This is a genomic window from Actinomadura geliboluensis, assembly GCF_005889745.1.
Lineage (GTDB): Bacteria > Actinomycetota > Actinomycetes > Streptosporangiales > Streptosporangiaceae > Spirillospora > Spirillospora geliboluensis.
In genome coordinates this window covers 1-25,622 of record NZ_VCKZ01000072.1, presented here as the reverse complement: position 1 = coordinate 25,622, position 25,622 = coordinate 1, and the positions used below count along the sequence as shown (strand labels likewise).

General features: G+C 71.0%; 19 protein-coding genes and 1 tRNA gene. 8 read left to right on the top strand and 12 right to left on the bottom strand.

Annotation, left to right across the window (positions count from 1 at the left end; all coding sequences use genetic code 11):
* Window positions 1–145: 145 nt before the first annotated feature.
* The 5 genes from ETD96_RS12885 to topA all read right to left on the bottom strand — a co-directional run bounded on the left by ETD96_RS12885 (window position 146) and on the right by topA (window position 8,561).
* Complete coding sequence (locus ETD96_RS12885) at window positions 146–625, bottom strand: low molecular weight protein-tyrosine-phosphatase (protein ID WP_138636558.1); 480 nt, start codon at window positions 623–625, stop codon at window positions 146–148.
* Between the two features lie 155 nt (window positions 626–780).
* Window positions 781–2,373, bottom strand: a complete 1,593-nt coding sequence (locus tag ETD96_RS12880) for a S8 family peptidase (RefSeq protein ID WP_240807574.1) — start codon at window positions 2,371–2,373, stop codon at window positions 781–783.
* A 229-nt stretch (window positions 2,374–2,602) separates the two neighbouring features.
* Entirely contained in the window at window positions 2,603–3,742 is a 1,140-nt protein-coding gene (locus ETD96_RS12875; protein ID WP_138636556.1) for a DNA polymerase III subunit delta', read from the bottom strand.
* 27 nt (window positions 3,743–3,769) lie between these two features.
* Window positions 3,770–5,836, bottom strand: coding sequence for a dTMP kinase (gene tmk / locus ETD96_RS12870; RefSeq protein WP_138636555.1), 2,067 nt, complete (start codon window positions 5,834–5,836; stop codon window positions 3,770–3,772).
* Window positions 5,837–5,864: 28 nt separating this feature from the next.
* A complete protein-coding gene (topA, locus tag ETD96_RS12865; protein WP_138636554.1) occupies window positions 5,865–8,561 on the bottom strand; it encodes a type I DNA topoisomerase in 2,697 nt (898 codons plus the stop codon).
* A gap of 233 nt (window positions 8,562–8,794) precedes the next feature.
* Here topA and ETD96_RS12860 point away from each other — a divergent pair, with 233 nt between their 5' ends.
* Window positions 8,795–8,980 (top strand): DUF5703 family protein, encoded by a 186-nt coding sequence (locus ETD96_RS12860; RefSeq protein ID WP_021596264.1) that lies wholly within the window; start codon window positions 8,795–8,797, stop codon window positions 8,978–8,980.
* Between the two features lie 112 nt (window positions 8,981–9,092).
* Here the strand turns inward: ETD96_RS12860 and ETD96_RS12855 are convergent, their stop codons facing one another.
* The 3 genes from ETD96_RS12855 to ETD96_RS12845 form a co-directional block, all read right to left on the bottom strand.
* The gene (locus ETD96_RS12855) at window positions 9,093–11,300 is read right to left on the bottom strand and encodes a chaplin family protein (RefSeq protein WP_171069001.1); all 2,208 of its coding nucleotides are present in this window, start codon (window positions 11,298–11,300) and stop codon (window positions 9,093–9,095) included.
* A 143-nt stretch (window positions 11,301–11,443) separates the two neighbouring features.
* Entirely contained in the window at window positions 11,444–12,136 is a 693-nt protein-coding gene (locus ETD96_RS12850; protein WP_138636552.1) for a hypothetical protein, read from the bottom strand.
* 79 nt (window positions 12,137–12,215) lie between these two features.
* A complete protein-coding gene (locus ETD96_RS12845; protein WP_138636551.1) occupies window positions 12,216–13,535 on the bottom strand; it encodes a M20/M25/M40 family metallo-hydrolase in 1,320 nt (439 codons plus the stop codon).
* Between the two features lie 110 nt (window positions 13,536–13,645).
* Between ETD96_RS12845 and ETD96_RS12840 the strand changes: the two genes are divergently transcribed.
* A tRNA-Leu gene (locus tag ETD96_RS12840) sits at window positions 13,646–13,731 on the top strand.
* Here the strand turns inward: ETD96_RS12840 and ETD96_RS12835 are convergent.
* The 4 genes from ETD96_RS12835 to ETD96_RS12820 form a co-directional block, all read right to left on the bottom strand.
* Window positions 13,696–15,414 (bottom strand): recombinase family protein, encoded by a 1,719-nt coding sequence (locus tag ETD96_RS12835; RefSeq protein ID WP_205719238.1) that lies wholly within the window; start codon window positions 15,412–15,414, stop codon window positions 13,696–13,698. The genes ETD96_RS12840 and ETD96_RS12835 overlap by 36 nt on opposite strands.
* 324 nt (window positions 15,415–15,738) lie before the next feature.
* On the bottom strand, window positions 15,739–16,626 hold the full coding sequence (locus tag ETD96_RS12830) for a TRM11 family SAM-dependent methyltransferase (RefSeq protein WP_138636550.1): 888 nt from the start codon (window positions 16,624–16,626) through the stop codon (window positions 15,739–15,741).
* Window positions 16,623–17,528: a class I SAM-dependent methyltransferase gene (locus ETD96_RS12825; protein WP_138636549.1), complete on the bottom strand. Its 906-nt coding sequence runs from the start codon at window positions 17,526–17,528 to the stop codon at window positions 16,623–16,625. The genes ETD96_RS12830 and ETD96_RS12825 overlap by 4 nt, the downstream gene beginning before the upstream one ends.
* 184 nt (window positions 17,529–17,712) lie before the next feature.
* Window positions 17,713–18,039, bottom strand: coding sequence for a histone-like nucleoid-structuring protein Lsr2 (locus tag ETD96_RS12820; RefSeq protein ID WP_138636548.1), 327 nt, complete (start codon window positions 18,037–18,039; stop codon window positions 17,713–17,715).
* An 802-nt stretch (window positions 18,040–18,841) separates the two neighbouring features.
* On the opposite strand from ETD96_RS12820, the gene ETD96_RS12815 reads away from it, so the two are divergent.
* The 6 genes from ETD96_RS12815 to ETD96_RS12790 all read left to right on the top strand — a co-directional run bounded on the left by ETD96_RS12815 (window position 18,842) and on the right by ETD96_RS12790 (window position 25,166).
* On the top strand, window positions 18,842–19,684 hold the full coding sequence (locus ETD96_RS12815; RefSeq protein WP_138636547.1) for a hypothetical protein: 843 nt from the start codon (window positions 18,842–18,844) through the stop codon (window positions 19,682–19,684).
* A gap of 332 nt (window positions 19,685–20,016) precedes the next feature.
* Complete coding sequence (locus tag ETD96_RS12810) at window positions 20,017–20,328, top strand: pilin (protein ID WP_205719237.1); 312 nt, start codon at window positions 20,017–20,019, stop codon at window positions 20,326–20,328.
* A gap of 41 nt (window positions 20,329–20,369) precedes the next feature.
* Window positions 20,370–21,983: a TrbL/VirB6 family protein gene (locus ETD96_RS12805; RefSeq protein WP_138636546.1), complete on the top strand. Its 1,614-nt coding sequence runs from the start codon at window positions 20,370–20,372 to the stop codon at window positions 21,981–21,983.
* The gene (locus ETD96_RS12800; protein ID WP_138636545.1) at window positions 21,980–22,945 is read left to right on the top strand and encodes a PrgI family protein; all 966 of its coding nucleotides are present in this window, start codon (window positions 21,980–21,982) and stop codon (window positions 22,943–22,945) included. Before ETD96_RS12805 ends, ETD96_RS12800 begins: the two co-directional genes overlap by 4 nt.
* Window positions 22,942–23,364 carry a hypothetical protein gene (locus ETD96_RS12795; RefSeq protein ID WP_138636544.1) on the top strand — a complete coding sequence of 141 codons (423 nt, stop codon included), beginning with the start codon at window positions 22,942–22,944 and terminating at the stop codon, window positions 23,362–23,364. Before ETD96_RS12800 ends, ETD96_RS12795 begins: the two co-directional genes overlap by 4 nt.
* A complete protein-coding gene (locus tag ETD96_RS12790) occupies window positions 23,361–25,166 on the top strand; it encodes a VirB4 family type IV secretion system protein (protein ID WP_171069000.1) in 1,806 nt (601 codons plus the stop codon). Before ETD96_RS12795 ends, ETD96_RS12790 begins: the two co-directional genes overlap by 4 nt.
* Window positions 25,167–25,622 lie beyond the last annotated feature (456 nt).

The window sequence follows — 25,622 nt, the reverse complement described above, 5'->3', positions numbered from 1 at the left end:
CCCCGGCCCGGTCGGCGGCGGCTTTCACGAACACCTCGCGGCCGTCGGCGAGGGACGCCCGGTGCAGCGTCCAGGAGTGGCTGGAGCCGAGGCCGCGCACGTCCGCGACCCCCGTGCCGAGGAGGCGCTCCAGCCGGGCCCGCACTCAGCGCTCCTTGAGCGCGGCGCGGATCTCCTCCAGGAGGCCGGGCATCGCCGCCTCGACCTGCTCCATGACCAGGTCGAAGTCGGCGGGCCTCCCGTAGTACGGGTCGGGGACGTCCAGGTCGCCGGCCGCGTCCGGGTCGAACTCGCGCAGCAGCCTGGTCTTGCCGCGCGCCTCCTCGTCCGGCGCCATCGAGCGCAGCGCCCGCAGGTGCCCCTCGTCCAGCGCCAGGATCAGGTCGTACCGGCCGAACCAGGACGGCTCGAACTGCCGCGCGACGTGCGCCGACCGGTAGCCGGCCCGTTCCAGCGTGGCGACCGTCCGCTCGTCGGCCCCGTCGCCCACATGCCAGCTGCCGGTGCCGGAGCTGTCGACCTCGACGTCCAGGCCCTCCTGCTCGACGTGGTGGCGCAGGACCCACTCGGCCATCGGGGAGCGGCAGATGTTACCCGTGCAAACGAACGTGACGCGGTACGGCATGACCCCCATCATGCCCGAGGTCAGCGCCTTTCAACGATGACGGTGTCCACCCCTGGAACGCCCAGCACGACCGGGGGTGAGCCGCCCCCCGGACAGAACACGACCCCCGGCCGGGGGGCCGGGGGTCGCGTCCTGGGGTGGGTCGAGCGGCGGCGTCAGCTGCGGACGGCGTTCAGCGCGTCCACGATGCCGTTGCCGAAGAACCCGTTCTGCTCCTTCGAGCCCTCACAGGTCTGCGTCGAGGTCTGCTTGCCCGCCGAGGTGTACCAGACGTACTCGACGGTCCGCGGGCTCGGGCATTCCTTGGCGGTCGCCGTGCCGCGCAGCACGCGCTCGACCGTGTTCGGGCTCAGCGTCAGGCCGCCGTTCCGGGTGTCCCGGTGCCCGTACCGGCTGACGATGAGCGCGGCGACGCCGACGGCGTGCGGCGACGCCATCGAGGTGCCCTGGATCGACTGGTAGTAGGCGCAGTCGTCGCCCTTGCAGCTGCGGATGATGTACGGCACCTTCGGCGTGCCGTCCGCGTTCAGCTCGCCGCGCTCCTTCGCGAGGCGCTCGGGGTAGGCGGCCCAGATGCCGCCCTTGTCGTCCGGACGCTGCTCGGCGTTGTCGACCTTGTCGCCGCCGGGCGCCGCCACGGCGACGTACCCGTTGCCGAAGCTGCTGTAGTACGACTTGCGGGTGGACGGGCCGGTCGCCGAGACCGGGATGACGTGCTCGCCCTCGGACGGCATCGACACGCAGCTCGCCGGGACCGTCCGGTCGTGCGGCTCCTCGCCCGGCGTGGACGGGAAGTCGGGGCTGGAGTCGTCCTGGTTGGTCTTCGTGTAGTCGACGAGGTCGTTGCCCGCCGCCGAGATCAGCGTGACGCCGCGGTCGTGCGCGAAGTCCAGGGCGCGCTGCGCGGCCTTGATGATGGTGCGCTGCTCGAGCTGGTCCTCGGGGCTGTCGGCGGGGTTGTTGCCGCAGTTCCACAGCCACGGGTCGATGTAGTACGACATGTTGACCACGTCGATGCCGTGCTTGGCCGCGTAGGTGAGGCCGTCGACGGTCGGCTGCAGGAAGAAGTAGCCGGAGTCCTGGCCGACGCGCAGGTTCACGATCGACACGTTCGGCGCGACGCCCGCCATGCCGAGCCCGTTGCGGGGCGAGGCGATCGTGGACGCGACGTGCGTGCCGTGGTCGTTGTCGTCCCAGTCGTTGGGGTCGACGCACGACTTGAACTCGCAGGGGCCGTCGACCTCGTTGCCGTTGGCGTCCGTCGGGATGTCGGTGGTGAAGTTGCGGCTCAGCTGACGGTTGAAGTTCGGCTTGATGTCCGGGTGGTCGCCGTCCACACCGGTGTCGAGGACGCCGACGAGCACGCGCTTGTCGCCCGGCTCCTTCTTGTACGAGCCGTCAGCCGTCGCGTGGATCTGCTTCATGTCCCACTGCAGGTCCGCGAGCGGCTCGGCGTCCTTGGACGGGGCGCCCTTCAGCGACACCGTGCTCTTGGTGCCGGTCATCCGCTCGACCTTCGGGGCCGCCTTCTTGGCCTTCGGGGCCTGCCCGATGATCCGGTTGTGCGCGACGCCCTCCAGGGCGCGCTGGCGCATCACCGCGCGGATGAACTCGGGGTTGTCGGACCGGACCGTCGCGACGCCCACATCGCGGTTCTCGTGGACGATCTTGCCGCCGGCCGCCCGCACCGCCTGGTGGGCCTGTCCGGGGGATACGCGTTCCTTGTAGAGGACGACGTACTCCGACACCTCACCCTTCGCCTGCGCTGGTGTGGGTTCCGCTGACGCTGGGACCGCGAGAGCCGCCATGGTGGCGACGGCGCACGCGGCGGAAATCAAGGCTCGCCGCAAAGCTGACCTCCTGGCCGTGGGGAGCTAGCCCGGGTATTTGGGGGTAAACCAGGCGAAGGTACGCGTGCGGCTGTTGAGAGTTGCGTACGTTTATGTAACGAAAAGGGAGATTCCTTGTAAGACGTCATCACCCGGTGCGGAGCGCCAGCGTGAGCGCCTCCACGGCCAGCAGCGGGTTGACGTTCGCCTCCAGCCGCTCCCGGCACGCCATGATCGCGTCGAGCCGCTTCAGCGTGTCCTCGGGCCGGCCCTGCGCCGCGGCCGTCCGCAGCTCCGGCCCGAGCTCGGTGTTGACCAGCTCCGTGCCCGCCCCGAGCTGCAGCGTCAGGACGTCCCGGTAGTACGACGCGAGGTCGAGCAGCGTCCGGTCGAGGGCGTCGCGCTCCAGCCGGGTCGCGCGCGACTTCTGCCGGGCCTCCAGCTCTTTCAGCGCGCCGGCCGTGCCCCGCGGCATCCGGCCCTTCGCGCTCTCCCCGAGGGCCTGCCGCAGCGCGGACGTCTCCGACTCGTTCAGCTCCTCCGTCTGCGCCTTCGCCTCCGCCTTCGCCGCCGCGACCAGCGACTCCGCCGCCGCCACGGCCGGGCCCACCGACGACAGCCGGCGCGGCACCGCCAGCACCTCGGCCCGCCGCCGCCGCGCCTGCGGGTCGGTCGCGAGGCGCCGCGCCCGGCTGATGTGCCCCTGCGCGGCCCGCGCCACGACGTCCGCGGTCTCGCGGTCGACGCCGTCGCGCAGGGCGAGGACGTCCGCGACGGCGCTGATCGGCGGCGTCCGCAGCGTCACCAGCCGGCACCGCGACCTGATCGTCACCAGCAGGTCGTCCGGGGACGGCGTGCACAGCAGCCACACCGTCCGGGCCGGGGGCTCCTCGATCGCCTTCAGCAGCGCGTTCGCCGCCGCCTCCGTCGCCCGGTCGGCGTCCTCGAACAGCACGACCTGCCAGCGCCCGCCCGTCGGGGACGACGACGCCCGCAGCACCAGCGCGCGCGCCTCCTTCACCCCGTACGACAGTCCCTGCGGCCGGACGACCTCCACGTCCGCGTGCGTGCCCTGGAGCACCTGGTGGCAGGACGCGCAGTGCCCGCAGCCGCGCGGCGCCTCCTCGCACTGCAGCGCCGCCGCGAACGCCCGCGCCGCCGCCGACCGCCCCGCCCCGGGAGGCCCGGTGAACAGCCACGCGTGCGCCAGGCCGCTCGTGCCCTCCGCGGCCGACGACAGCTGCGCGACGACGGGCTCCTGCCCGACCAGGTCATCCCACACGCTCATGGGATAGAGGCTAACCGGCCGGACGGATCAGAAGTCGCGGATGGCCGGGAAGGTGCTCGTGGCGTCCTCCGTGCCCGCCGGGACGGGGTCGGGGAGGATCTCCCGGATGCGGTACTGGATCTCCCGGCTCAGCTCGCCCTGCGGGCGGCTCGCGTCCAGGATCAGGTACCGGTCGGGGTCGGCCTCGGCGAGCGCGCGGAACCCGGCGCGGACGCGCTCGTGGAAGTCCTGCGGCTCGGACTCGATGCGGTCGGCGGGCGCGGGCAGCCGGCGCAGCCCCGCCTCCGGCGGGATCTCCAGCAGGACGGTCAGGTCCGGGACGAGGCCGCCGGTCGCCCAGGCGTTGACGCGCACGATGTCCTCGACCGCCTGCTGCCGCCCGAACCCCTGGTAGGCGAGGGACGAGTCGACGTACCGGTCGCTGACGACGATCGCGCCGCGCTCCATCGCCGGCTTGATCACGTTGGCCACGTGGTCGGCGCGGTCGGCCGCGTACAGCAGCGTCTCGGCGCGGTCGGACAGGCCGGTCGTGTCGCGGTCGAGCAGCATCGCGCGCAGCCGCATGCCGATCTTGGTGGCGCCGGGCTCGTGCGTGGTGACGACGTCGTAGCCGTGGTCGCGCAGCCAGATCGCGGCGAGCCGCGACTGGGTGGTCTTGCCTGCGCCCTCACCGCCCTCGAACGCGATGAACACGCCGCGTTCGCGGTGCGCGGGCTGCGGCGCGTCGGGCGCCTGCTGCGGCGGCGTGTAGATCTCGCCGCGCAGGGCGGCGCGCAGGTCGGGGACGAGCGGGATGCCCCGCCGGTCGTCCAGCCGCCGGTACGCCGGGAGCGCGGCGACCAGCGCCACGACCGCCGCGATCAGCAGTCCGCCGCCGGAACCGGTGAAGTCGTAGACGCCGCCGCCGAGATCGATCCGGTGCTCGCCCAGCGCCCCCGCGATCAGCGGGACCGCGACGAACGCGACCAGCGCGGCGACGAGCGCCACGGAGCGCAGGTAGGCGGTGGGACGGGCGTCCTCCGGGGCGTCGGGGTCGGTCACCGCGCCCGCGGCCGTCGACCACGCGGCCCCGGCGAACACCCCGAGGAACGCCGCCAGGAACACCACGACGACGAGGTTCTGGACGAGCGCGATCACCACCAACGTGAGCGCGGCGGCGATCAGCGCGAGGCCGAGCAGCCGGCGGCGGCTGAACGGCACCAGGACGCGCGGCCCGAGGAACGCCCCGAACCCGAGCCCGACCGCCAGCCCGGCGAGGACGGTGCCGTACCCGGCGTTCCCTCCGCCGAGCGCGGCCGTGTGGACGCGGGCGACGGCGACGACCGCGCCCGCAGTGAGGGACGCCCCGGCGACCGCGAGCCCAAGCCCGCGCGCGGCGGCCGTCCCGGGGCCCTGGAACAGCAGCTTCAGCGGCGCCGGGACCGGGTGCATCGCCGTGACCGGGATCTCCCGGATCAGCGCGACCGCGGCGGTCGCGACGGCGAACACCCCGGCCGTCACGTAGAGCGCGAGGTCGGCGCGCGAGTCGCGGCCGAACGTCCCGTCCGCGATCAGCGCGAGGACGGCGAACAGCACGGCGGCGACCGGCGCCGGGCCGTAGTTCACGCGGGTCGCGGCGCGGGCGGCGCGGGGCTGCTCCTCGTCCGGCAGCGCGGCGGACAGCGACGCGCGCGCCGCCGCGACCCACAGCAGGCTCAGGCACGACACGAGGAACGCCGCGGCGAGCGTCCACGCGAGCATGCCGACGAGCGGCACCGTCACGACGACGACCAGCCGCAGCACGTCCGCGATCAGCAGCATGAGGCGGCGGTCGACGCGCGCGGCGAGCATCCCGCCGAGCGGCGCGAGCAGCACCGCCGGCAGCAGCATCAGCACCAGCGTGCCGCCGACCGCCTGCGCCTGGACGGACACGTCGTCGTCGCGGGTCAGCAGCGCGGCCATGGCGGTCAGTGCGGGGACACTGAGCCACTGCGCGAGGCTGGACAGCGACAGCGCGGTCCGGAGCCGCCGGAACGGCCCGATCGGCGGAAGCGACGAAACGCCCGGCGGCTGTGACGCGGCGGGGTGCGGCCGGGGTGCGCCCGTTCTGGTCATGTCGGTCAGGGTATCGGCGTAGATGTCCCTAGGAGCCGGACTTCGCGGAGGTTCGGCGGCGGGGCGCCGCCTTCTTCTTGCCGCCGCCCGCGGCGACCTTCTCGCGGCGCTCCGCGAGCAGCTCCGCCGCCCGCTGGATCGTGATCGACTCCACCTCGTCCCCCTTGCGGAGGCTCGCGTTCGTCTCACCGTCGGTCACGTACGGGCCGAACCGCCCCTCCTTCACCACCACCGGCTTCTCGCTCGCCGGGTCCTTGCCCAGCTCGCGCAGCGGCGCCGCGGCGGCCGCCCGGCGGCCGCGCTGCTTCGGCTGGGCGAACAGCTCCTTCGCCTGCTCCAGCGTGACGGTGAACAGCTCCTCCTCGGAGCCGAGCGACCGGCTGTCCGTCCCCCGCTTGATGTAGGGGCCGAACCGGCCGTTCTGCGCGGTCACCGGCTCGCCGTCCAGCTCGCCCAGCGTGCGCGGCAGCGACAGCAGCTTCAGCGCGTCGTCCAGGGTGATCGTGTCCAGCGACATCGACTTGAACAGCGACCCGGTGCGCGGCTTCGGGGCGTCCGCCTTCTTCGTCCGCTTCTTCTTCTCGCCTTCGGCGGGCGGCGCCGGCTCCGGCAGGATCTCGGTGACGTACGGGCCGAACCGCCCCGACTTCGCGACGATCGTGTGCCCCGTCGCCGGATCGGTGCCGAGCTCCCGGTCGCCGGACGGCTGCGCGAGCAGCTCCTCCGCCTTCTCGGCGGTCAGCTCGTCCGGCGCGATGTCGTCGGGGATGTTGACCCGCTCGCCGTCCCGGTCCAGGTAGGAGCCGTACCGGCCGACCCGCACCACGATGTCGGAGCCTTTGATCGGGAACGAGCTGATGCCCTTGGCGTCGATGTCGCCGATGTCACCGACCAGCTCCCGCAGGCCCTCCTCGCCGTTGTCGCCGTAGTAGAACCGGTTCAGCCACGGGACCCGCTCGGCGTCGCCGCGCGCGATCTCGTCGAGGCCGTCTTCCATGTGCGCCGTGAAGTCGTAGTCGACCAGGTTGCCGAAGTGCTGCTCCAGCAGGTTCGTCACGGCGAACGCCAGGAACGACGGGACCAGCGCCGTGCCCTTCTTGAACACGTACTCGCGCGCCAGGATCGTCCCGATGATCGAGGCGTACGTCGACGGCCGCCCGATCTCCCGCTCCTCCAGCTCCTTGACCAGGCTGGCCTCGGTGTAGCGGGCCGGCGGGCGGGTCGAGTGGCCCTCGGCGTCCACCGCGTTCGCGGTCAGCGCGTCGCCCTCCGCCAGGTTCGGCAGCCGCCGCTCCTGGTCGTCCCGGTCGGTGGACGGGTCGTCCGCGCTCTCCACGTACGCCTTCAGGAACCCGTGGAACGTGATCGTCTTACCGGTCGCGCCGAACTCCGCGCGCTCGTTCTCGGTCGACAGCCCGGTCACCCGGATCGACACCGACTGGCCCGCCGCGTCCTTCATCTGGGACGCGATCGTCCGCTTCCAGATCAGCTCGTACAGCCGGAACTGGTCGCCGCTGAGGCCCGTCTCCGCCGGGGTGCGGAACGTGTCGCCCGCCGGGCGGATCGCCTCGTGCGCCTCCTGCGCGTTCTTGACCTTGGACGCGTAGACGCGCGGCTTGTCCGGCACGTACTCGCCGCCGAACAGCGACGCGGCCTGCCGCCGGGCCGCCGTGATCGCCGTCTCCGACAGGGTGATCGAGTCGGTTCGCATGTAGGTGATGAAGCCGTTCTCGTACAGCTTCTGCGCCACCGACATCGTGTACTTCGCGGAGAAGTTCAGCTTCCGGCTGGCCTCCTGCTGGAGGGTCGTCGTCCGGAACGGGGGGTACGGCTTGCGCGTGTACGGCTTGCGCTCGACGGACTTGACCTCGTACGGCCTGCCGCGCAGCCGCTCCGCCAGCGCGCGCGCCGCGGTCTCGTCCAGGTGCAGCGCGTCCCGCGTCTTCAGGGTGCCGTCGGACGCGAAGTCGCGGCCCTGCGCGACCCGCTTGCCGTCGACGCTGACGAGCCCGGCCTTGAAGACCTTCGGCTCCTCGTCCTTCCCGGTGTCGAACTGGCCCGCGATGTCCCAGTAGTGGGCGGGGACGAACGCGATCCGCTCCCGCTCCCGCTCGACCACCAGCCGCGTCGCCACCGACTGCACCCGGCCCGCCGACAGCTTCGGCATGACCTTCTTCCACAGGACGGGGCTGACCTCGTACCCGTAGAGGCGGTCCAGGACGCGGCGCGTCTCCTGCGCGTCCACCAGCGGCATGTTCAGCTCGCGCGGGTTCGCGGCGGCGCGCTGGATCGCGTCCTTGGTGATCTCGTTGAAGACCATCCGGTGCACCGGCACCTTCGGCTTCAGGACCTCCTGGAGGTGCCAGGCGATCGCCTCGCCCTCCCGGTCCTCGTCCGTCGCGAGGTAGAGCTCGTCGGCCTCGGCCAGCAGCTTCTTCAGCTTCTGGACCTGCTGCCGCTTGTCGGAGTTGACCACGTACAGCGGCTCGAACTCGCGCTCGACGTTCACGCCGAGCTTCGCCCACGGCTCGCCCTTGTACTTGGCCGGCACCTCCGAGGCGCTCCCGGGCAGGTCCCGGATGTGGCCGATACTGGACTCCACGATGTAGCCGCGGCCCAGGTACCCCGCGATCGTCTTCGCCTTCGCCGGCGACTCGACGATCACCAGGCGCGTCCCCGCGCCGTTCCCCCGGCCACTGCTCGCGGTGCCGTTCTTGGCTGGCACAGTCGCTCCAACCTCGCTGTCTTGGTCCTCTAACACAGGCTCTTTCTTACCGGCTTCATACAACGTCGCAGGACGGCGCGTTCATGCCCGCGCGCTCCCCGACCATCGTGCCGCCCCTGCGGTGCAGTAGCCCCGCGCCTCCGACAGGATGACATGCCGCCGGACGCCGCGCGGACCGGGACGCCCCACCGTAGGGTGCCGGACGCACGGTAGACCAAGTAATAATGGTCGCAATGGCGGAGTACACCTACCTCGTCCTCTCACTGCCGCGCGGCACCACGCGGGATACCGCCCGGCAGATCCTGACCGAGCACGCGGAACGCGGCGGCTGGGAAATCGATCGGTTGCGCCTCTACCCGGACGGCCGCCGCCGTATTCAACTTCGCCGCAAGGTCATCCGCGCCGTCCGCACCTTCTGACCCACCGCCCTCGGCGGAGCGTAGCACTCCGTTGACGCACCGTTGCCCGAAAACATGGCTTCGCCCGCCCCGGACCGCGCCTCCGGGACGGGCGAAGATCTGTGCGCGCAGGTCAGCGGCGCCCGCCCGGCAGCATCCGGCGCGCCAGCGCCAGCACCCCGGCGACGGCGCCCAGCACCGCGCTCGCGCCGAGCGCCCACAGCGACCCGGCACCGTCCTCGATGATCGGCCCGTCCGCTGCGACGTTCCGCACGGCCCCGAGCTCACCCGTACCGTCCTGCAGGGCCCGCGTGTCGAGCACGGAGACCGCGACCGGCCCCTCCTGCCCCGCGCCCGCCCGCTGCTGGACGGCACCGCCGCCCGCCCCGGCGGGCGGCACCGGCGGGTTGACCGTCACGAGCCCGGTCACCGCGGCCAGCGGATCCTGCCGGAGGACGACGTCGAGCAGCCCCGGCCGCACGGCCTCCGCCCGCTCGTCCTGCGGCTTGACCAGCTTGGAGAAGCCCATGCTGGGTAGTCCGCCAGTCAGCCCGGGCCGTCCGAGCGTCCCGAGCGTCCCGAGCGGAGCGTCCACCGGCAGCAGCCCGTCCGCGCCGGGCACCTCGGCCCGCCGCGCGCCCACCACCGACACCCCAGGCAGCCCGCCCGCCTGGACGAGATCACCCACCTCGGTCAGCTCACCGTTCACTGGAACACCGTCCGTACCCGGCAGACCACCTTGCGTCCGGTGCCCAGCCGCCACCGGCACCACCAGATCGTTGACCTGGGCCAACCCGTTCACCCCAGGCAGGTCCTCCGCACCCGGCACACCGCCCTGTGCCCGCTGCCCAGCAGCCGGCAGAACCAGGCCGTTGACCTGGCTCAGCCCGTTCGCCGCGAGCAGCTCCTCCGCGCCCGGCACGCCGCCCTGCGCACGCTGCCCGGCCGCCACCGGCACCACCAGGTCACTGACCTGGGTCAGCCCGATCGCCCCAAGGAGGCCCTCCGTGCCGGGCAGGCCGTTCTTGGTGCGCTGACCGTCCGCCGCCGGGCGTCCCAAGGTCTGGGGCAGTTCGCGCGGCTGGAGCAGGTTGTTGGCGCTGGGCGTTCCGGCCATGTCGAGCAGGGTGGCCGGTGAGGGGGTGGTGCCGCCCTGGGCACGGCTGTAGGAACTAAGGACGTTCGCCTGGCCCGGCAGGTCGGTCACAGAAGGAAGGTCGCTCGCGACCCTGGGGAGGACGGGGTGGCTCCCGGTCCCGGGCAGGAGGTCGAGCGGGCGGGGCGACGAGGAATAGCCGGGGTACCCGCCGTTGCCGTCCTGGCATTGGGCGGACGCGATGCCGACGAGCGCGGCGGTGTTGCCGCAGGCGTCCGCGGGGGCCTTGGTCGGGGCGTGCGCCTGGTTTCCGGCGAGGACGCCGCCCGTCCCGGACGTGTGCTGGTGGCCGCCGGTCGCGGGGGTCGCGTGGGCCCCGCCCTCGCAGAACGCCCAGGCGTGTCCGACCACGGCCGCCGCGTTGCCGCAGGCGTTCACGGGGACGCTGATCGGCGAGTTCTCCTGGTTCCCGGACAGGACCCCGGAGGCGCCGTCGGTGATCTGGTGGCCCGCCCCGTAGTGGCCGCCGCCGTGGACGGACGCCCCGCCCGCGCAGGACGCGGCGCCGTTGCCGACCGTGTTGCCGCAGACGTCCACGGGCGCGCTGATCGGAACGTTGCCCTGGTTTCCGCTGCCGACTCCGGCGACGCCGGACGTCTCCTGCCCGGAGCCCGCGTGTCCGCCGTTCTCGACGTGCGCGCCGCCCTCGCAGCCGGCCACCGCGTTCCCGGCGACCGCGGCGGCGTTGCCGCACACGTTGACGGGTGCGGAGATCGGCGCGTTCAGCTGGTTGCCCGCGAGGACGCCGCCCGACCCGTCGGTGGTCTGACCGCCGTGGGCGCCGCCGCCGTTGACCTTGGCGCCGCCCTTGCAGCCGGAGTTCGCCGTGCCGACGACCGCGGCGCTGTTGCCGCAGACGTTCACCGGCGCCGAGATGGGGGCGTTGACCTGGTTGCCGGACGCGATGCCGTGCGCGCCGGACGTCCGCTGCCCGTCCGCGTGCCGCTTGTGGACCTTGGCGCCGCCGTGGGACGTGGCGTCGCCGATGCCGGCCACGGCGACGTTGTTGCCGCTGACGTCGACCGGCGCGGAGACCGGCGCGTCGATCTGGTTGCCGCTCAGGATCCCGCCGTCGCCGCTCGTGACGTCGGCGAAGGCGTGGGACGGGAGGACGGTGACGCCGAGGGCGACAAAGCCCGCGGCGAGCACCGCGGCACGCGATGTGCCCTTTGCCCGCGTTCGCATGATGCTCCGTTCAGGGGATGTGTGGAGACGCACGTGTGCCGTGGGTCTCGTGGGGGATGACATGCCGCGCCGGGGGCACGGCGGATGACCGGACCGGCGCGCCCGAGCCGCACGGGCACGCGTCCGGAGCCTGTGAACAGGGGTCAGTCGGGCGCGAAGGACGGCTCGTCCGCGGCGGTGCGGACGGCCGGGGGAAGCGCGCCGGAGACGCGCGCGAGCGGCGCGCGCGGCGGGGGCGGGACCCAAGTGACGGTGTCGGGGAAGCCGGCGGTCACGCCGCCGCCGATGCCGGCCGCGTCCGAGTGATCGCCGTGCCGCTCGGGGGCGGGCGGCGCCGGGTGCTGGACGGCGTGCCGGGGCGCATGCCCGATGGCGGGCCGTGTGTGCTCGACCTTCGAGACGGCGGGGGCGCGGTGGCCCCGCGCGGGCAGGTGCACGTCAGGCCGTGGGCGCGTCGCCACCCGGACGGCCGAGGTACTCGACCGCACCACATCGGGGCGCCGCACGCCCGGCCGGACCGGTGCCTGCCGCACCGGAGGCGGGAGCTCCGGGACCGCCGCGGGCGGCACGTCCGCGGTCACGGGCGCCACGGCCCGTTTCACCGGCTCGTGCTCGTGCACGATCGCGGCCGCCCGCTCCAGCACGGGGGCCTTGGCGGCGAGGTGCGCCGCCGGTGGCGGGAGCTCGTCGGCGTGCGCGGACTGCGCCGCGCAGCCGAGGAGCCAGCCCGCGATCAGCAGCCCGCCGAGGACGAGCAGCCGCCGGACGGCCCGTCCGGTGGGGACGCGGCGCAGCCGGACGGAGACCGTCCCGACCCGTGCCGCGTCCCCTGCCACCGAACACCCTCCGTTGCACCCGAACCACCCTCAACGAAGAGTGACGTTAGCACCACGGAACGCATTGGCGTTGGCAAATTCAGGAGCGATCAAGGAATTTGTCGAGGACCCTGGCGCCGAAGCGGAGCCCGTCCACTGGAACGCGCTCGTCGACCCCATGGAACATTCCGGAAAAGTCCAACTCTGGGGGCAATTTCAGCGGCGCGAAGCCGAAGCAGCGCATGCCCAGCCGCGCGAACGACTTGGCGTCCGTCCCGCCGCTCAGGCAGTACGGCACCGGCAGCGCGCCCGGGTCCTCCGAGGTCAGGGCCGCCTCCATGGCCGCGACGAGCGCCCCCTCGTAGTCGGTCTCGACCGCCTGGTCATGGTGGACGAAATCGCGCTGCACGTCCGGTCCGAGAAGTTCGTCCACGACCGCGAAGAACTCTGCCTCGTGCCCGGGCAGAAAGCGCCCGTCGACCTGAGCCGTGGCGCTCTGCGGAATGACATTCGTCTTGTACCCGGCGTCCAGCCGCGTCGGATTGAGCGTGTTGCGGAGCGTCGCGCCGATCATCCGCGCCAGCGGCCCGATCTCATCAAGGCACTTTTCCGGACGTTCCGGATCGAATTCCACCCCGTACGCCATGCAGGCCCGCTCCAGGAAGGCCCGCACGGACTTCGTGAGCCGCACCGGGAACTCGTGCGACCCCAGCCGCGCGACCGCCGCCGCCACCGCCGTGACCGCGTTGTCCGGATGCACCATCGACCCGTGCCCGGCCGTGCCCCGCGCGGTCAGGTTCATCCACGCGATGCCCTTCTCCGCCGTCTCGATCAGGTACATCCGCCGGTCCCCGGGCACCGTCAGGCTGAACCCGCCGACCTCCCCCACGGCCTCCGTGCACCCCTCGAACAGCTCCGGATGCTCCCGCACCAGCCACTGCGCACCCCATGTCCCGCCGGCCTCCTCGTCGGCCAGGAAGGCCAGCACGACGTCCCGGGGCGGCCTGCGCCCCTCCCGCAGGCGCTGCCGCACCACCGCGAGGATCATCGCGTCCATGTCCTTCATGTCGACGGCGCCGCGCCCCCAGACGCACCCGTCGGCGATCTCGCCGCCGAACGGATCCCGCGTCCAGTCCTCCCGGCGGGCCGGCACCACGTCGAGATGCCCGTGCAGCAGTAGCGCGTCCCGCCCGGGATCCTCCCCCTCGACCCGCGCCACGACGCTCGCCCGCCCCGGATGCGACTCGAAGATCCGCGCCTCCAGGCCGACCTCCTCGAGCTTCTCCGCGACGTACTCCGCCGCCACCCGCTCCCCCGGCCCCGAATGATCGCCCGGGTTGCTGGTGTCGATCCGGATCAGCTCCTGGCAGAGCCGGACGACCTCGTCCTCAGCGGTCGGCTGCCGAACCACAGTGATCACCTCGCGTCCTCGCGTACCCGTCCCATGGTGCCCGCCGATCGACTTCGCCGCGACTCGTCTCCTTTGGTACAGTGAAGCCCGCCGCAGCCCCGCTGCGGCCTGCACACCAGGTCCGGGTGGCGGAATAGGCAGACGCGCTAGCTTGAGGTGCTAGTGCCCTTTACGGGGCATGGGGGTTCAAGTCCCCCCTCGGACACAAACCATTAGCACATGTGGAAGTCGGGACCACCCTGGCTTCCACTAGCTGTTTCTGCGGGTAGTACGTCATCTTCAGCCCGAGCTTCGCGTAGAGGTCCGCCTTGTCGTCGGGGCAAGCGTGGACGACCGCGCGAGCGAGTTCGCCGGTCTGCTGCAGCAGCTCCGCCAACCCATCGCTGGTGACCGTCTGGTCTGCCGGGATGGCGTCCAGCTCGCCCTTCAGCCGAGCGCGTTCCTGCTCGGTCTCGTTGATCCACGCCGCGACCTGGACGGCGTCGGCGCCCGCGTTGAGAGCGGCGCGATACTGGTTGAGGCGCTGGTCACAGGTGGCGAGCTGCTTGCGGAGCTGGGTGGCGGCCGTGTTCTCCGTGACGTTGGCCTGCGCGGCCATCGCCTCGATCGTGGCCTTGATGCGGGTCGGCGAGAACGCCGTGACGAGCCAGGTGTCGATGTCCTCGATGATCTCGGCCTCGCGCAGGTAGACGACCTTGGGGTGGACGACCTTGTTGGCGAGCGCGTACTCGGCCGGGAACCGGCACCGGTAGTACGCCTGGTCGTTGTTCCAGTTGCCCTGCATCTTCCGTTCGCAGTATCCGCACTGCAGGCACCCTCGAAACGCGTAGGGACGCCGGGTCCGGTGCGGCTTGTGCGTCGCCGGGCCGCGGCCGCGTGAGGCGAGGATGGCCTGGGCACGTTCGAAGTCCTCGACCGACACAAGCGGTTCATGGGCCTGCTGCTCGGACCAGACCCACTGGTCCCGGTCGTTCCAACGCAGCTTGGTGGTGTGGCCGAGCGCGACGTCCTCAACGTCGAGCAGGACCTCGTCCTTGCGCTGCTTGTTCCAGACCTGGCGGCCGGTGTAGCGCGGGTTGGTGATGATGACCCGCACCGCCGACTTCGACCAGGCGACCTGGATCCGGTGCTGGTTGCGGGTCGGGTCGGCCGCCGACGGGGACGGGACGCCCTCGCGGGTGAGTTCCTCGGCAATGTCGAAGATGCCCCGTCCGCCGATGAACTGGGCGAAGATCCATTTCACCACCAGCGAATAGGCCGGGTGAGAGACCAGGCGGCGAAGGCGCTTGCCGTCCGCGGCCTTGGCCGGGTTGGGGTGCGGTCCGGCGTCGATCAGCTCATACCCGTAGGGCGGGCGTCCACCGAGGTAGCGGCCCTCGGTCGCGGTGATCGCGGCCATGGCCGAACGGACACGGATCTTGATGCGGTTGCGCTCGCCCTTGGACAGGCCACCGAAGACGCCCATGATCATGTCGTGGGCTTCGTTCGCCGGGTCGATCACGCCCCCGACCTCGGGCACCCATAGCGGCACACGGAAGTGCTCGAACAGCGGGAACGTGAGCGAGTACTGGTTGCCGTAGAAGGCCCGGTGGGGCTCGCCCACGACGACCGCGTCGAAGTCGCGGACAGGGTTCTTGAGCGCCTCGATCAGCGCGGAGGCTTGCGGACGGCGGGCCCATGGGATCGAGCGGGACTTGTCGACGTCGAAGTACTCGGCGACGATCGTTCCGCCCTTGGGCTCGACGAGGCCTATCGCGCGACGGAGCTGCCAGGCGCGTGAAGCGGCTGGGTCCTGGTTGTCCTCGGTCGAGACCCGCCCGTAGAAGGCGAACCTCAACCCCTGCTGCTGGACGCCCGCCTGCGGCAGCGGCACATTCGACACCGTCATTCGTTGTCCTCCTGTTTGTGCTCGTGTTTCGGCCCCGGCCTGGAGCGTGCCGCGAGCAGCATCCGCAGCAGGACGCCAGCTGCGTCCGGCGTTAGCTGTGGTGGCTCGTCCGGCACGGAGACCCGGATGTGTCGTTTGGTCTTCTTCGGGGCGCTCATGGAGTGACCGCCCCGCCCGTCCCGGTGGCGCTGTCGAACCGGAATCGGCCGGTCGATCCAGCCGGACCTCGTTGGGCGAGGTCAAGCCCCGTCAAGTCGCAGGGGATGTACGGCGAACAGGCGCGCAGCGAGCAATCGGCCTGCCTGCCGAAACGACGATGAGCGTTCACTGACCACCTCCGGCACGCAGTTCCTGGGCTGGTTGGAACAGCAGGAGGTCCTCGTGGGCCGTCGCCACGGCTGGGATGCCGTGTTCGCGGAGGCGGCGGGATTCGATCATCTGGAAGAAGGAGGCTCGGGTGATGATCTGACCGTCGCGCAGGCCGCACAGCAGGGCGGCGAACCGATCGGCCAGGACCAGGCCGTTGTCTTCGGCGACGTCGATTACCTGGCCCGGCAGGTCGACCAGTTCGCCGGCCACGCGGAAGGGGCGAACGGTGACGGCAATGACTCCGCCGGGGTGGAGCAGGGCCGCACAGCCGGTGAGGATCTGCCCGAATCCGGCGATAAGTTCGGCGGTCGGACGGTGGGCGAGGTTGCGGCGGTCGGTGGAGTAGCGGTTGTGGGATTTGTCGATCTTTCCGCCGCCGTTGTCTCGGCCGGTGCATACCTGCCCGTGGGTGGTCGCCCCGTAGGGCGGCGAGGTCAGCACGAGTGCGGCGGTGCCGGCCTGCGTGGCGAGCGCGGTGGCGATGTTGCGGGCGTCGCCGTGGACGACATGTCCGCTACCGATGGCACCCTGGGAGCGGGCGTGGCAGAGGTTGCTGGCGGCCATCTGCGCGAAGTGCGCCTCGTACTCCATCCCGATGGCGTGGCGTCCTTGGTGGACGGCTTCGACGAGAGTCGTGCCGATGCCGCACATGGGGTCGATGACCAGGTCGTTGGGCTCGGTGTACGCCGCGATGACGTGGGCGGCGATCGCGGGAAGCATCTTGGCCGGGTGCGTCATCGACTCGGGCGTATAGCGGCCCTTGCGCTGGAGGCGTGAGGGCTGCTGCCCGGTGAGCAGCACAGACGCGAGCCCGCAGGTCTCGGTGCGGGAGGTGGTGTTCATCGGTCACCTTCCTGGCCGCTGTTGCCCGGTCGCGCGAGGATGCAGACGTCGGCGTGCACGCGGGCCGCCGGTGGCAGGGCCTGGGAGCGGATGTCGCGGAGCTGTCCCAGGCTGGCGGGGCCGGCCTGGATGAGCAGGGTGTCGCCCTCGACGGGGACGCGGACGGCGATGATGTGCTGGCTGTAGCGGAACCCGGCCTTGCGCGCCTCGCGGATAATCCCCGGTGCCGGATCGATGAGATGCCCGTTGTGGTGCCGGGCGGTCGTCACGACGGCGAGGTGACCACCGGGCCGCAACACCCGATAGGCGGCCGGCAGGAACGACTGGGCGTGGAAGGCGCTGTCGGTCAGGACGTCCGACAAGCACGCCGGGCACGCTCCCCGTGCCCGCCTCGGCTTCGGTTCGGCGGTACGGCTCCCGGCCGTGGGTGGTGCCGCAATGACCAGCGCGACCTGCCTGGCGTGGTCGGCCAGGCCGAGATGCATCTGGTCGGCACGACAGGGCCGCATCACGACACGCGCAAGGTGCTCGTGCGGCAGGTGAGCGCGTAGCTGCGCGCCGATGTGCTGAGCGAGCGGAAAATGCGGGACGCAGGCGACGGCGTGCCGGTCGAGTTCGGCCGCCGCGCGCAGGGTGGCGGAGTTGGTGGTGAACGGCTCGGCGATGATGTCGCCTTCGCGGGTGGCGGTGGTGATGAGGTGGCGCGCGAGGCCGGAGCTGATGGTGCCCAGGTGCCGTTCGCAGGTTCGGGTGCGTGGTGCCCGGTGGGCGGAGCCTTGGCAGGGATGCGCGTCGTGGGTGGACTGGTCGGTGGTGTCGTCCGGGCAGAGCCAGACGCTGAGCGGCAGGAGATGCCGCGCGCTGCTGGCGGGTGTCGGGTTCTGCTTGTTGGTGCTGGTCATGTCGGGTGACCCGTGATGGTCGCCCGGTCCCCTGTCTCACCAAGTAACTGGACGGCGGCCCACCCGATTTTGGACACGCCTGGCCCAGATTTCTGATCCGATTTTGCCGCGTCTCCGAGATGCTCCTTCGGACATGCGTAGAGGGACCCGCCTGGCATAGGTGGGTCCCTCTATGGATGTTCGGCTAGTGAGCCGCTTCGTACTGCTCGATGACGTTGGCGGGGATGCGCCCGCGATCGTTCACCTTGACGCCGGTGGACTTCGCCCACTCTCGAATCTCGGCGCTGCGCTCGCGGCTGCTGGTGCCGCGAGTCGTGGCTTTACCTCCCCTGACGGCCTTGATTCGACGCCCGCCGTCCATGTACGGGTGAAGAGCGCTTCGAAGCTTGTCGGCGTTCTTCTCGCTGAGGTCGATCTCATACGCCTTGCCGTCGATGGCGAACGACACCGTCTCGCTGGCTTCGGCGCCGTCGAGGTCGTCTGTCATCTGAACTATGACCTTCTGTGCCATGCGCGTTCTCCTCCCCCTGGTGTTACTGAGTAACCTTTACGGTAGCTGATTCCGGTAGGTAGTTGACCCGGAAGAGCAGCATCCCGTTTCGGTCTTCGACAGCGATGGCGCCGGGTCGCTTGGTCGGCGCGTCGTAGCTGATCTTCCCGACATGTACTGCCTGGGACCGGGGGTCTCTTGCCCGAGAATGCTGTCTAGCAGGGCCTTGGCCTCACGGACTCCGCCGATGGCGCCAACGCCGGATACCAACTTGCCGTCGGCGCCTAACCAGTCCGCAGAGGTGTGGGTGTCGCCCATGCCCGTGCCCACGTTCTTGCTATCGAGCACCAGGCAGACGAACTCGCCGTTCTGGGCCCGCTGCTTCTCACTCGTGAACTGGAGATGCGGTTGCCGGGACGCTTGTCCATAAGCGCGCAATCCGCGCGCTCCGCATCACTCTCGACTGACACCGCCTACTCTGCCGACGAGTCGTTTTGGTGGCAAATGACCTGTCGCTTCCTCCGCAGGCGGCATGGCCGCAACAGCTCGCCTCGGAGTTTTGAGTTTTCTTGGTGCGGCACTCTGCGGTGCAGGTGTTCATGCTGGTCAGCGGCGATCTCAACACATGCGCTCGCTTGACCTCAAGACGCTGACAGCATGTGCACATGATGCGCAGATCGCGTTTCCGCAGGTCACGGCGATTGTGAGCAGATCATGAGCACCTCGAGTCGAAGGTGCCCGCCGGTCAGCTGCTCATGATCTGCTCATGGGCTCTGCCGAGATGTCGGTGACCGATTCACCGACCGACCTCTCGGGGGTTCCCATGAGCGTGACCAGCATCATCACCGGTGTCCGTCCGGCCGACCGCTCCAACCGCGCGGCCTGCCGCCGCTCCGGTGCAGAGGCGGCGCGGCACGTCCTGGACGTCGCGGAGACGACATTCGATCTGCTGACGCGCGGCCCGGCCCCGCTGTCGGTGGACGGCGCGGCGCTCGGGTGCGGGCTGCCCGCCCGCATGATCGCGCTGGACGAGGTCCGGGCGATCCTGCTGCACCCGTCCACCGGTCCGGAGGCCCGGGACGCCGTGTGGAGGGAGCTGGTGCTGCGCGCCCGCCGCCACGGGTCGTCCTGGGTCATGGGGTGTGTCGGGATCGCGCTACCCGGTTTGAAGGGCATCGTGCGGGACCGGCTGCGCGGTCTGGAGAGCGAGCCGGAGGCCGGCACCTCGCGAGTGGCCGGTGACCTGCTGTCGGCGTTCTGCGAGGCGCTGCACGAGATCGACTTGGAGCAGCCCCGGATCTCGCAGCGGCTGCTGGGGCGGTCGGCCAAGGCCGTCCAGCGCGCCTACCGCTGGCACGCGCAAGTGGTCCCGGTGGACCCCTGCACGCTGGCGCGGGTCAACCCCGCCGACTCCTCGGAGGGGCACGTGGACCTGCTCATGGAGTCAGCCGTCCGGCAGGGCGTCATCACCTCGTTCGAGGCCGAGATCATCACCTTGACCCGGCTGGAAGGCGCGGACCTGGCCGACCTGGGTGAGCGGCTCGGGATGTCGTATGCGGCGCTGGTGAAGCGCCGCAGCCGCGCCGAAAAGCGTCTGGTCGCCGCGATGCGCGACGAGGGTCTGCGGGACGACTTCGCATCGCTGATGTCCAAAACCGGGGCGTGAGCGGTCCAGTTACTTAGTGGAAGCAACCCCGGGTTGAAGACGGGCTCGGGCCGGATGGTCACCCGGTCCCCATCCGTCAGACCGTCCGCCGAGTGCCCTTGCCGAAGGAGGACACCCGCAAGGCCCGGCCCGTCTTCGCCCCGTGGTTTCCAACCTTCCGACCGGTACCTACCGCTGCCATTTCCACCCGCAGTCTCGTCACATACCTGGAGGGCTGCCCGTTGAGCATCCGTCCGTTGTCAGAGCTTCTTCCCTCTCGTCGGCCGGAGGTGAGCCGGGGCCGCCTCGCTGCCGCAGTTGCGCTGTGGTGTATTGGAGTTCTGGTGTGCGCCATGGTGATCGCTGCGACATTGGCTGCGGCAGCCGAGGCGCACATCATTTCCGCCATGCCCGGAGCTGCACCCGGGGACAATGCGCGTCTTCAGGAGGTCATCTCCAACCTGCGCAATGTCATTGTGGGCCTGCTGGTCGCGCTGGCCACGCTGTTCGCGACGATCGGCGGGGTCCGGTACCTGCTGGCCGGTGGCGACCCCGGCGAGGCCGAGGCGGGGAAACGCACGCTGCGCAATGCCGCCATCGGTTACGGCATCGCCGCTCTCGCCCCGATCCTGGTGCAGATCCTCCAGTACATCGTCGGGTCCTGAAGATGCGGACCTGGGTCTGCGGGATGCGGCGGAGACGTGTCTTGATCGCGCTCGCGCTTCTGGCGGGGACGTCGGTGTTGAGCCTGGTCTTGCACACGGCGACGGACATGTCTTCCTCTGTTCAGCACGCGAGCGCCGCGTCCGCGGTCACCCCATTGGATCCGGAAGACGACGGCGACTCCGGCGAAAGTCAGGAGGGCGAGGACGACTGCGGCTGGGTGGACGTCGGCTGCCACACCAAGGAGGCGGTCACCGGCTGGTTCCGGTCGCTGGCCAAGAGCGCCCTGACGCCGGTGCTGGGGTTCTTGGCCAGTACCCAGCTCGGTACGCCGGAGATCGGGTCGCCGCCGATGAATCAGGCCGAGCAGATCTGGGCGACGTCCCGCGTGATCGCCAACACCTGCTTCGTGCTCCTGGTGCTGGTCGCCGGTGTGCTGGTGATGGCCGGTCAGACCTTCTCCGGCGTCGCCGGCCCCGGACAGGCGATCGTGCGGCTGGTGGCGGCGTTCGCCGCGATGAACATCAGCCTGGTCGTGATCGGGTACGGCATCCAGCTCGCCAACGGGCTCGCCCGCTCGATCCTCATGAGCGGCGCCGACGAGATCAACCCGGATGAGGCCGGGCGGATCTTCGCCGAGGGCATCGGCGCCTCGGTCAACACCGGCGGGGCCTTCCTCGTCCTCGTCACGCTCGTGGTCGTCATCCTGGCCTGCGTCCTGGCGTTCATCTACGTGATGCGGCTGGCGATCATCATGATCCTTATCGGCGTCGCGCCGATCGCGTTGATGTTCCACGCGCTGGCGCTCACCGACGGCCTCGCCCGGCTGTGGTGGCGCGGGATCACCGGCGCTCTGGCGATCCAGGTGTGCCAGTCGTTCGTGTTCATTAACGCGCTGCAGTTGCTGCTGTCGCAGCACAACGACAACAACCACGCCTTCTTCGGGGTCCCGACCGAGCAGGCCGAACTGGTCGACCTGCTGCTGGTGATCGCCCTGCTGTACATCCTGATCTGTATCCCTCGTTGGGTCGCGCGCACCGTCTGGCAGCCCGCCCAGCCGCGCGTGCTCAGCCAGCTCGTGCGGACGTTCGTGGTCTACAAGGGCGTCGGCGCCGTGCTGGGTGCCTTTGGGAAGGCGACGCGGGGTGGCCGTGGCGCGCGCGCCGCGCAGACCGCGTCCGCCGGGGCTGCCCGGCCCGGACCCGGTGGCGGGTCACGCGGGCGTGGCGACCCGAACGGTCCCCGTGGTGGGCCGTCCGGTGGCCCGCATGGCGGCCCGGCACCGCGCCCCGATCGCGGGCCCGGTCATGGCTCACAATGCCACCAGCCGCGCGGTGCTGACCGGCGGCATCGTCCGCGCCCCGGTCCGGCGAACGGTGCCCGTAGCGGCGCGCAGAGCGCCGCACACGGCGGGACCGGAACCCATCACCGGGCCGGACACGGCGCGGCACCCAGGGGCGTGCCGCACCAGCCGCACGTCCCGCCCGTCCCCGGTCGGACGGGTGCGGGCGGACCGGCCCGGCCGCACCCGCGTATCCCGACGCAGCCGCCGACACGGCCCTACCGGCGTGCCGAGGCGCCGCGTCGTCCGGCACCGCGCAGGTTCGTGCGGCTCGACCCGCCGCGCTACCGGCGCCATGGCAGGAGGACCCGTTGAACGACGATCACGAGCCGCTGTCGGCGCGTATCCCGGCCGACGTGGAACAACCGGACAAGATCATGTACGGGCTCACCACACGTCAGCTCGTCATCCTCGCCGCGACCGCGGTGATCACGGCGTCGGTCTTCGTCGGCGTCTCGCCGTTGCTGCCGGTCGCGGTCACGGCGGGGCTGTGCTTCCCGCTGGTGACGGCGGGATGCGCGATGGCGCTCGGCCGCCGGGACGGCATGGGACTGGACCGATTCGTCCTGGCCGCCCTGGACCATTTTCGCCGACGACGGACGCTCGTCGCCGCGCCCGAGCCGATTCCCCAGGCCCCGGCCTGGTGCAGAGTACGAGGCCAACTGCCGGGCGCCCTGCGGTTCCCGGTCCGTGCCGTCCGCCAAGACGGCGTCATGGACCTGGGTGGTGAGGGGACGGCCGCGCTGGTGCGGGCCGGGACGATCTCGTTCGGGTTGCGCACATCCGCCGAGCAGGCCGCGCTGGTCGGGTTCTTCGGGCGGTGGCTGAACTCACTTGAGGCCCCGGTGCAGATCTTGATCCGGGCCCGTCCGGTCGATCTGTCCGACCTCGCCGCACACGTTGCGGAGGCCGCGCCCGATCTTCCGCACCCAGCGTTGCGGCGAGCGGCAGAGGACCATGCCGCCTATCTCGACGAACTCGGCGCCTCGCGCACGCTGCTGGTGCGCGAGGTGCTCATCGTCGTGCGTGACCAGCCCGTCCCTGGCGCGGGACGTCGAAGGCGCGCACGTCAGGCGAGCGCCGTCATCGTCTCCCGCCGCGCCGTTGAAGCCGTCCGTGCCTTGACCGGGTTCGGCGTCACAGCCGAAGTCCTGGACGCCGATGCCTGCGTGCGCGTGCTGTCGGACACGTTCTCGCCCGGCTACCAGCGGCCTGCTCCGCCCGCCGACATCGACCAGCCCATCACCGCCCACATCACCGAAGGAGCCTCGCAATGACGCACACCTATCGGCGCTCGCAGCGGCCAGCCATCAACGAGCTGCCCGAGGGACTGCGCCGCTACGCGCAAGGCACCTGCGGGGAACTCGCGGCCGTAGAGCTGCTGATCGCTCATCGGTTCTGGCTGACCCGTGCCGATTTCCGTTCACAGTTCATCGAGCGCGACGTCGCCACGGACGCCGGCGAAGACGTGCTCGCCTGGGTGAAGTGGGACCGGGCCGCCGCAGCGCTGGTCGGCGGGCGCCTGGTGTGCTCCGCGGGTGAGGCCGCAGTCCTGCAGATCGCCGCCGCGCTGGCCACCGGCGGCGCGTTCCTCGCCTCGACATTGAGCAGCCTGGACCGCGAGAACTTCGCCCACGTCCTGACCGCGACCGTGCAAGCCAGCGGCCACTCGGCTGTCCAGGTGGTGGTCCGATGAAGCTGCGCGCTCTCGCCCGCGCTGCCGTCACCCCGGACGCGTCCGTCGAGGGAAATGACCGGGACCAGCGGGTCGGGCTGGGTGATCTCCTCGCACCGGCCGCGCTCCGCGTGAACGCGTCGTCGCTGCAGATGCCGGACGGCTGCTGCGCGTCGTTCGCCGTCACCGGATACCCGCGCGAGGTCGGCGCAGGCTGGCTGGAGCCGCTGCTCACCTACCCCGGGCGCCTGGACGTCTCCCTACACGTGGAGCCGATCCCGCCGATGGTCGCCGCACAGCGGCTCCGGCGGCAGCTCGCCCGCCTGGAGTCCAGTGCGCGCGCTAACGCCGAGGCGGGCCGGCTGGCCGACTTCAGCGTTGAGGCCGCCGCCGACGATGCCGTCGATCTGGCTTCGTCGCTGGCGCGCGGAGACGGCCGCCTGTTCCGCGTCGGCCTTTACCTCACCGTGCACGCCTGGACGACCGAGGAACTGGACGGCGAGGTTCAGCAAGTGCGGGCTCTGGCAGCGTCCCTACTACTGGACGCGCAGCCGACCACGTTCCGCGCCATGCAGGGCTGGGTCTCGACCCTCCCGCTCGGAACGGACGCCATCCGGCAGCGCCGCACCTTCGACACCAGCGCGCTGGCCGCGTCGTTCCCGTTCGCGTCCCCGGACCTGAACGCGCCGACCGGATCCAACGAAGTGCTGTACGGGGTGAACGTCGCCAGCTCCGGCGTCGTGGTCTGGGACCGGTTCGCCCAGGACAACCACAATTCCGTCGTCCTGGCCCGATCCGGCGCGGGCAAGAGCTACTTCACCAAACTAGAAGCGCTGCGACTGCTGTACCACGGCGTCGAAGTATCGGTGATCGATCCGGAGGACGAATACCGGGCCCTGGCCGAGACGACCGGCGGCACCCATCTCGGCCTCGGGGCGAAGGACGTTGCGTTCAACCCGTTCGACCTGCCCACCGACCAGGGCGACGACACGCTGATCCGCCGCGCCCTGTTCACCCAGACACTCGTCGCCGCCATGCTCGGCGAGGCCCTGACACCCGCTGCGCGGCCCGTCCTGGACCGCGCCGTCCTGGCCGCCTACGCCGCGAAGGGCATCAACTCGGCCCCCACTACCTGGACGCGTCCCGCGCCCTTGTTGGCCGACCTGGTCGAACAACTCGCCATCAGTTCCCATCCCGAGGGCGAGGCGATCGCCGAACGCCTCACGCCGTACGTCGCTGGGTCCTACAAGGAACTGTTCGCGCAAGCCACGACGACCCGTCCGGACGGGCATCTGGTGGTGTTCTCCCTGCGGGATCTGCCCGAGGAGGTCAAGTCCGTCGGGGTGCTGCTCGCGCTGGACACCATCTGGCGCAAGGTCGCCAACCCAGCCGACCGCCGCCCACGCCTCGTCATCGTCGACGAGGCGTGGATGCTGATGAAGGAGGCCGAGGGCGCCCGCTTCCTCTACCGGCTCGCCAAGTCAGCCCGAAAGCACTGGGCGGGGCTGACCGTCGTCACCCAGGACGCAGCCGACCTGCTGGCGTCCGATCTCGGCCGCGCCGTCGTCGCCAACTCCGCGACTCAGATTCTGCTCCGTCAGGCGCCCCAGGCCATCGCCGCCGTTGGCGACGCGTTCGGCCTGTCCGAAGGCGAACGAGCGTTCTTGCTATCGGCCGAAAGGGGCGAGGGCCTCTTGTGCGGCGGAAGCGCCGGCGACCGGGCAGCCTTCGCCGCCATCTCCTCACCCGCCGAACACAAAGTGATCACCACCGACCCCGCCGAACTGCTGGACAACGACGGCCACGAGACCGACCCGCTATGACCTCGACCAGCGATGTCCCCGAGTGGACGCACATCTTCGACCAGGCCGAGCACATCCCCGCACTGGTCGCCCACTATGGGTCGACAGCCGCTCTCGCGACCGGCCTCACCGTCCTCGCCTTCAAAACCGCGCGGGCAACCCTGCGGCGCTGGCAGACACAACGGTTCGCACGCGACGCCCGCCTGATCACCGTGTCCGTACCGCCCCAAGTCGATCCGGCTAGGGCGTGTTTTGAAAGGGGTCACAGCCACTCGTTGATTGCGGCGATGTGGACAGTGGCCTGGTAGCGGACGGCGAGCTTGTCGTACCTGGTCGCTACCGCGCGGTGGCGGTCGGGTAGCCGGGTCACGTTGCCATGACCCGGCCCCCTCAGAACCGGGCATGCCTGTTTCCAGGCACCACGGCTCAAGCAAGCCCAAAGGCTTCACAGGATCCGCTGGTCGCTCTTTCTGTTAT

Coding starts and splice junctions, on each gene's coding strand:
- ETD96_RS12885 (WP_138636558.1), bottom strand. CDS start 625: ATGCCGTACCGCGTCACGTTCGTTTGCACGGGTAACATCTGCCGCTCC.
- ETD96_RS12875 (WP_138636556.1), bottom strand. CDS start 3,742: ATGAGCGTGTGGGATGACCTGGTCGGGCAGGAGCCCGTCGTCGCGCAG.
- tmk (WP_138636555.1), bottom strand. CDS start 5,836: ATGACCAGAACGGGCGCACCCCGGCCGCACCCCGCCGCGTCACAGCCG.
- ETD96_RS12860 (WP_021596264.1), top strand. CDS start 8,795: ATGGCGGAGTACACCTACCTCGTCCTCTCACTGCCGCGCGGCACCACG.
- ETD96_RS12855 (WP_171069001.1), bottom strand. CDS start 11,300: ATGCGAACGCGGGCAAAGGGCACATCGCGTGCCGCGGTGCTCGCCGCG.
- ETD96_RS12835 (WP_205719238.1), bottom strand. CDS start 15,414: ATGACGGTGTCGAATGTGCCGCTGCCGCAGGCGGGCGTCCAGCAGCAG.
- ETD96_RS12830 (WP_138636550.1), bottom strand. CDS start 16,626: ATGAACACCACCTCCCGCACCGAGACCTGCGGGCTCGCGTCTGTGCTG.
- ETD96_RS12825 (WP_138636549.1), bottom strand. CDS start 17,528: ATGACCAGCACCAACAAGCAGAACCCGACACCCGCCAGCAGCGCGCGG.
- ETD96_RS12820 (WP_138636548.1), bottom strand. CDS start 18,039: ATGGCACAGAAGGTCATAGTTCAGATGACAGACGACCTCGACGGCGCC.
- ETD96_RS12815 (WP_138636547.1), top strand. CDS start 18,842: ATGAGCGTGACCAGCATCATCACCGGTGTCCGTCCGGCCGACCGCTCC.
- ETD96_RS12810 (WP_205719237.1), top strand. CDS start 20,017: ATGGTGATCGCTGCGACATTGGCTGCGGCAGCCGAGGCGCACATCATT.
- ETD96_RS12795 (WP_138636544.1), top strand. CDS start 22,942: ATGACGCACACCTATCGGCGCTCGCAGCGGCCAGCCATCAACGAGCTG.
- ETD96_RS12790 (WP_171069000.1), top strand. CDS start 23,361: ATGAAGCTGCGCGCTCTCGCCCGCGCTGCCGTCACCCCGGACGCGTCC.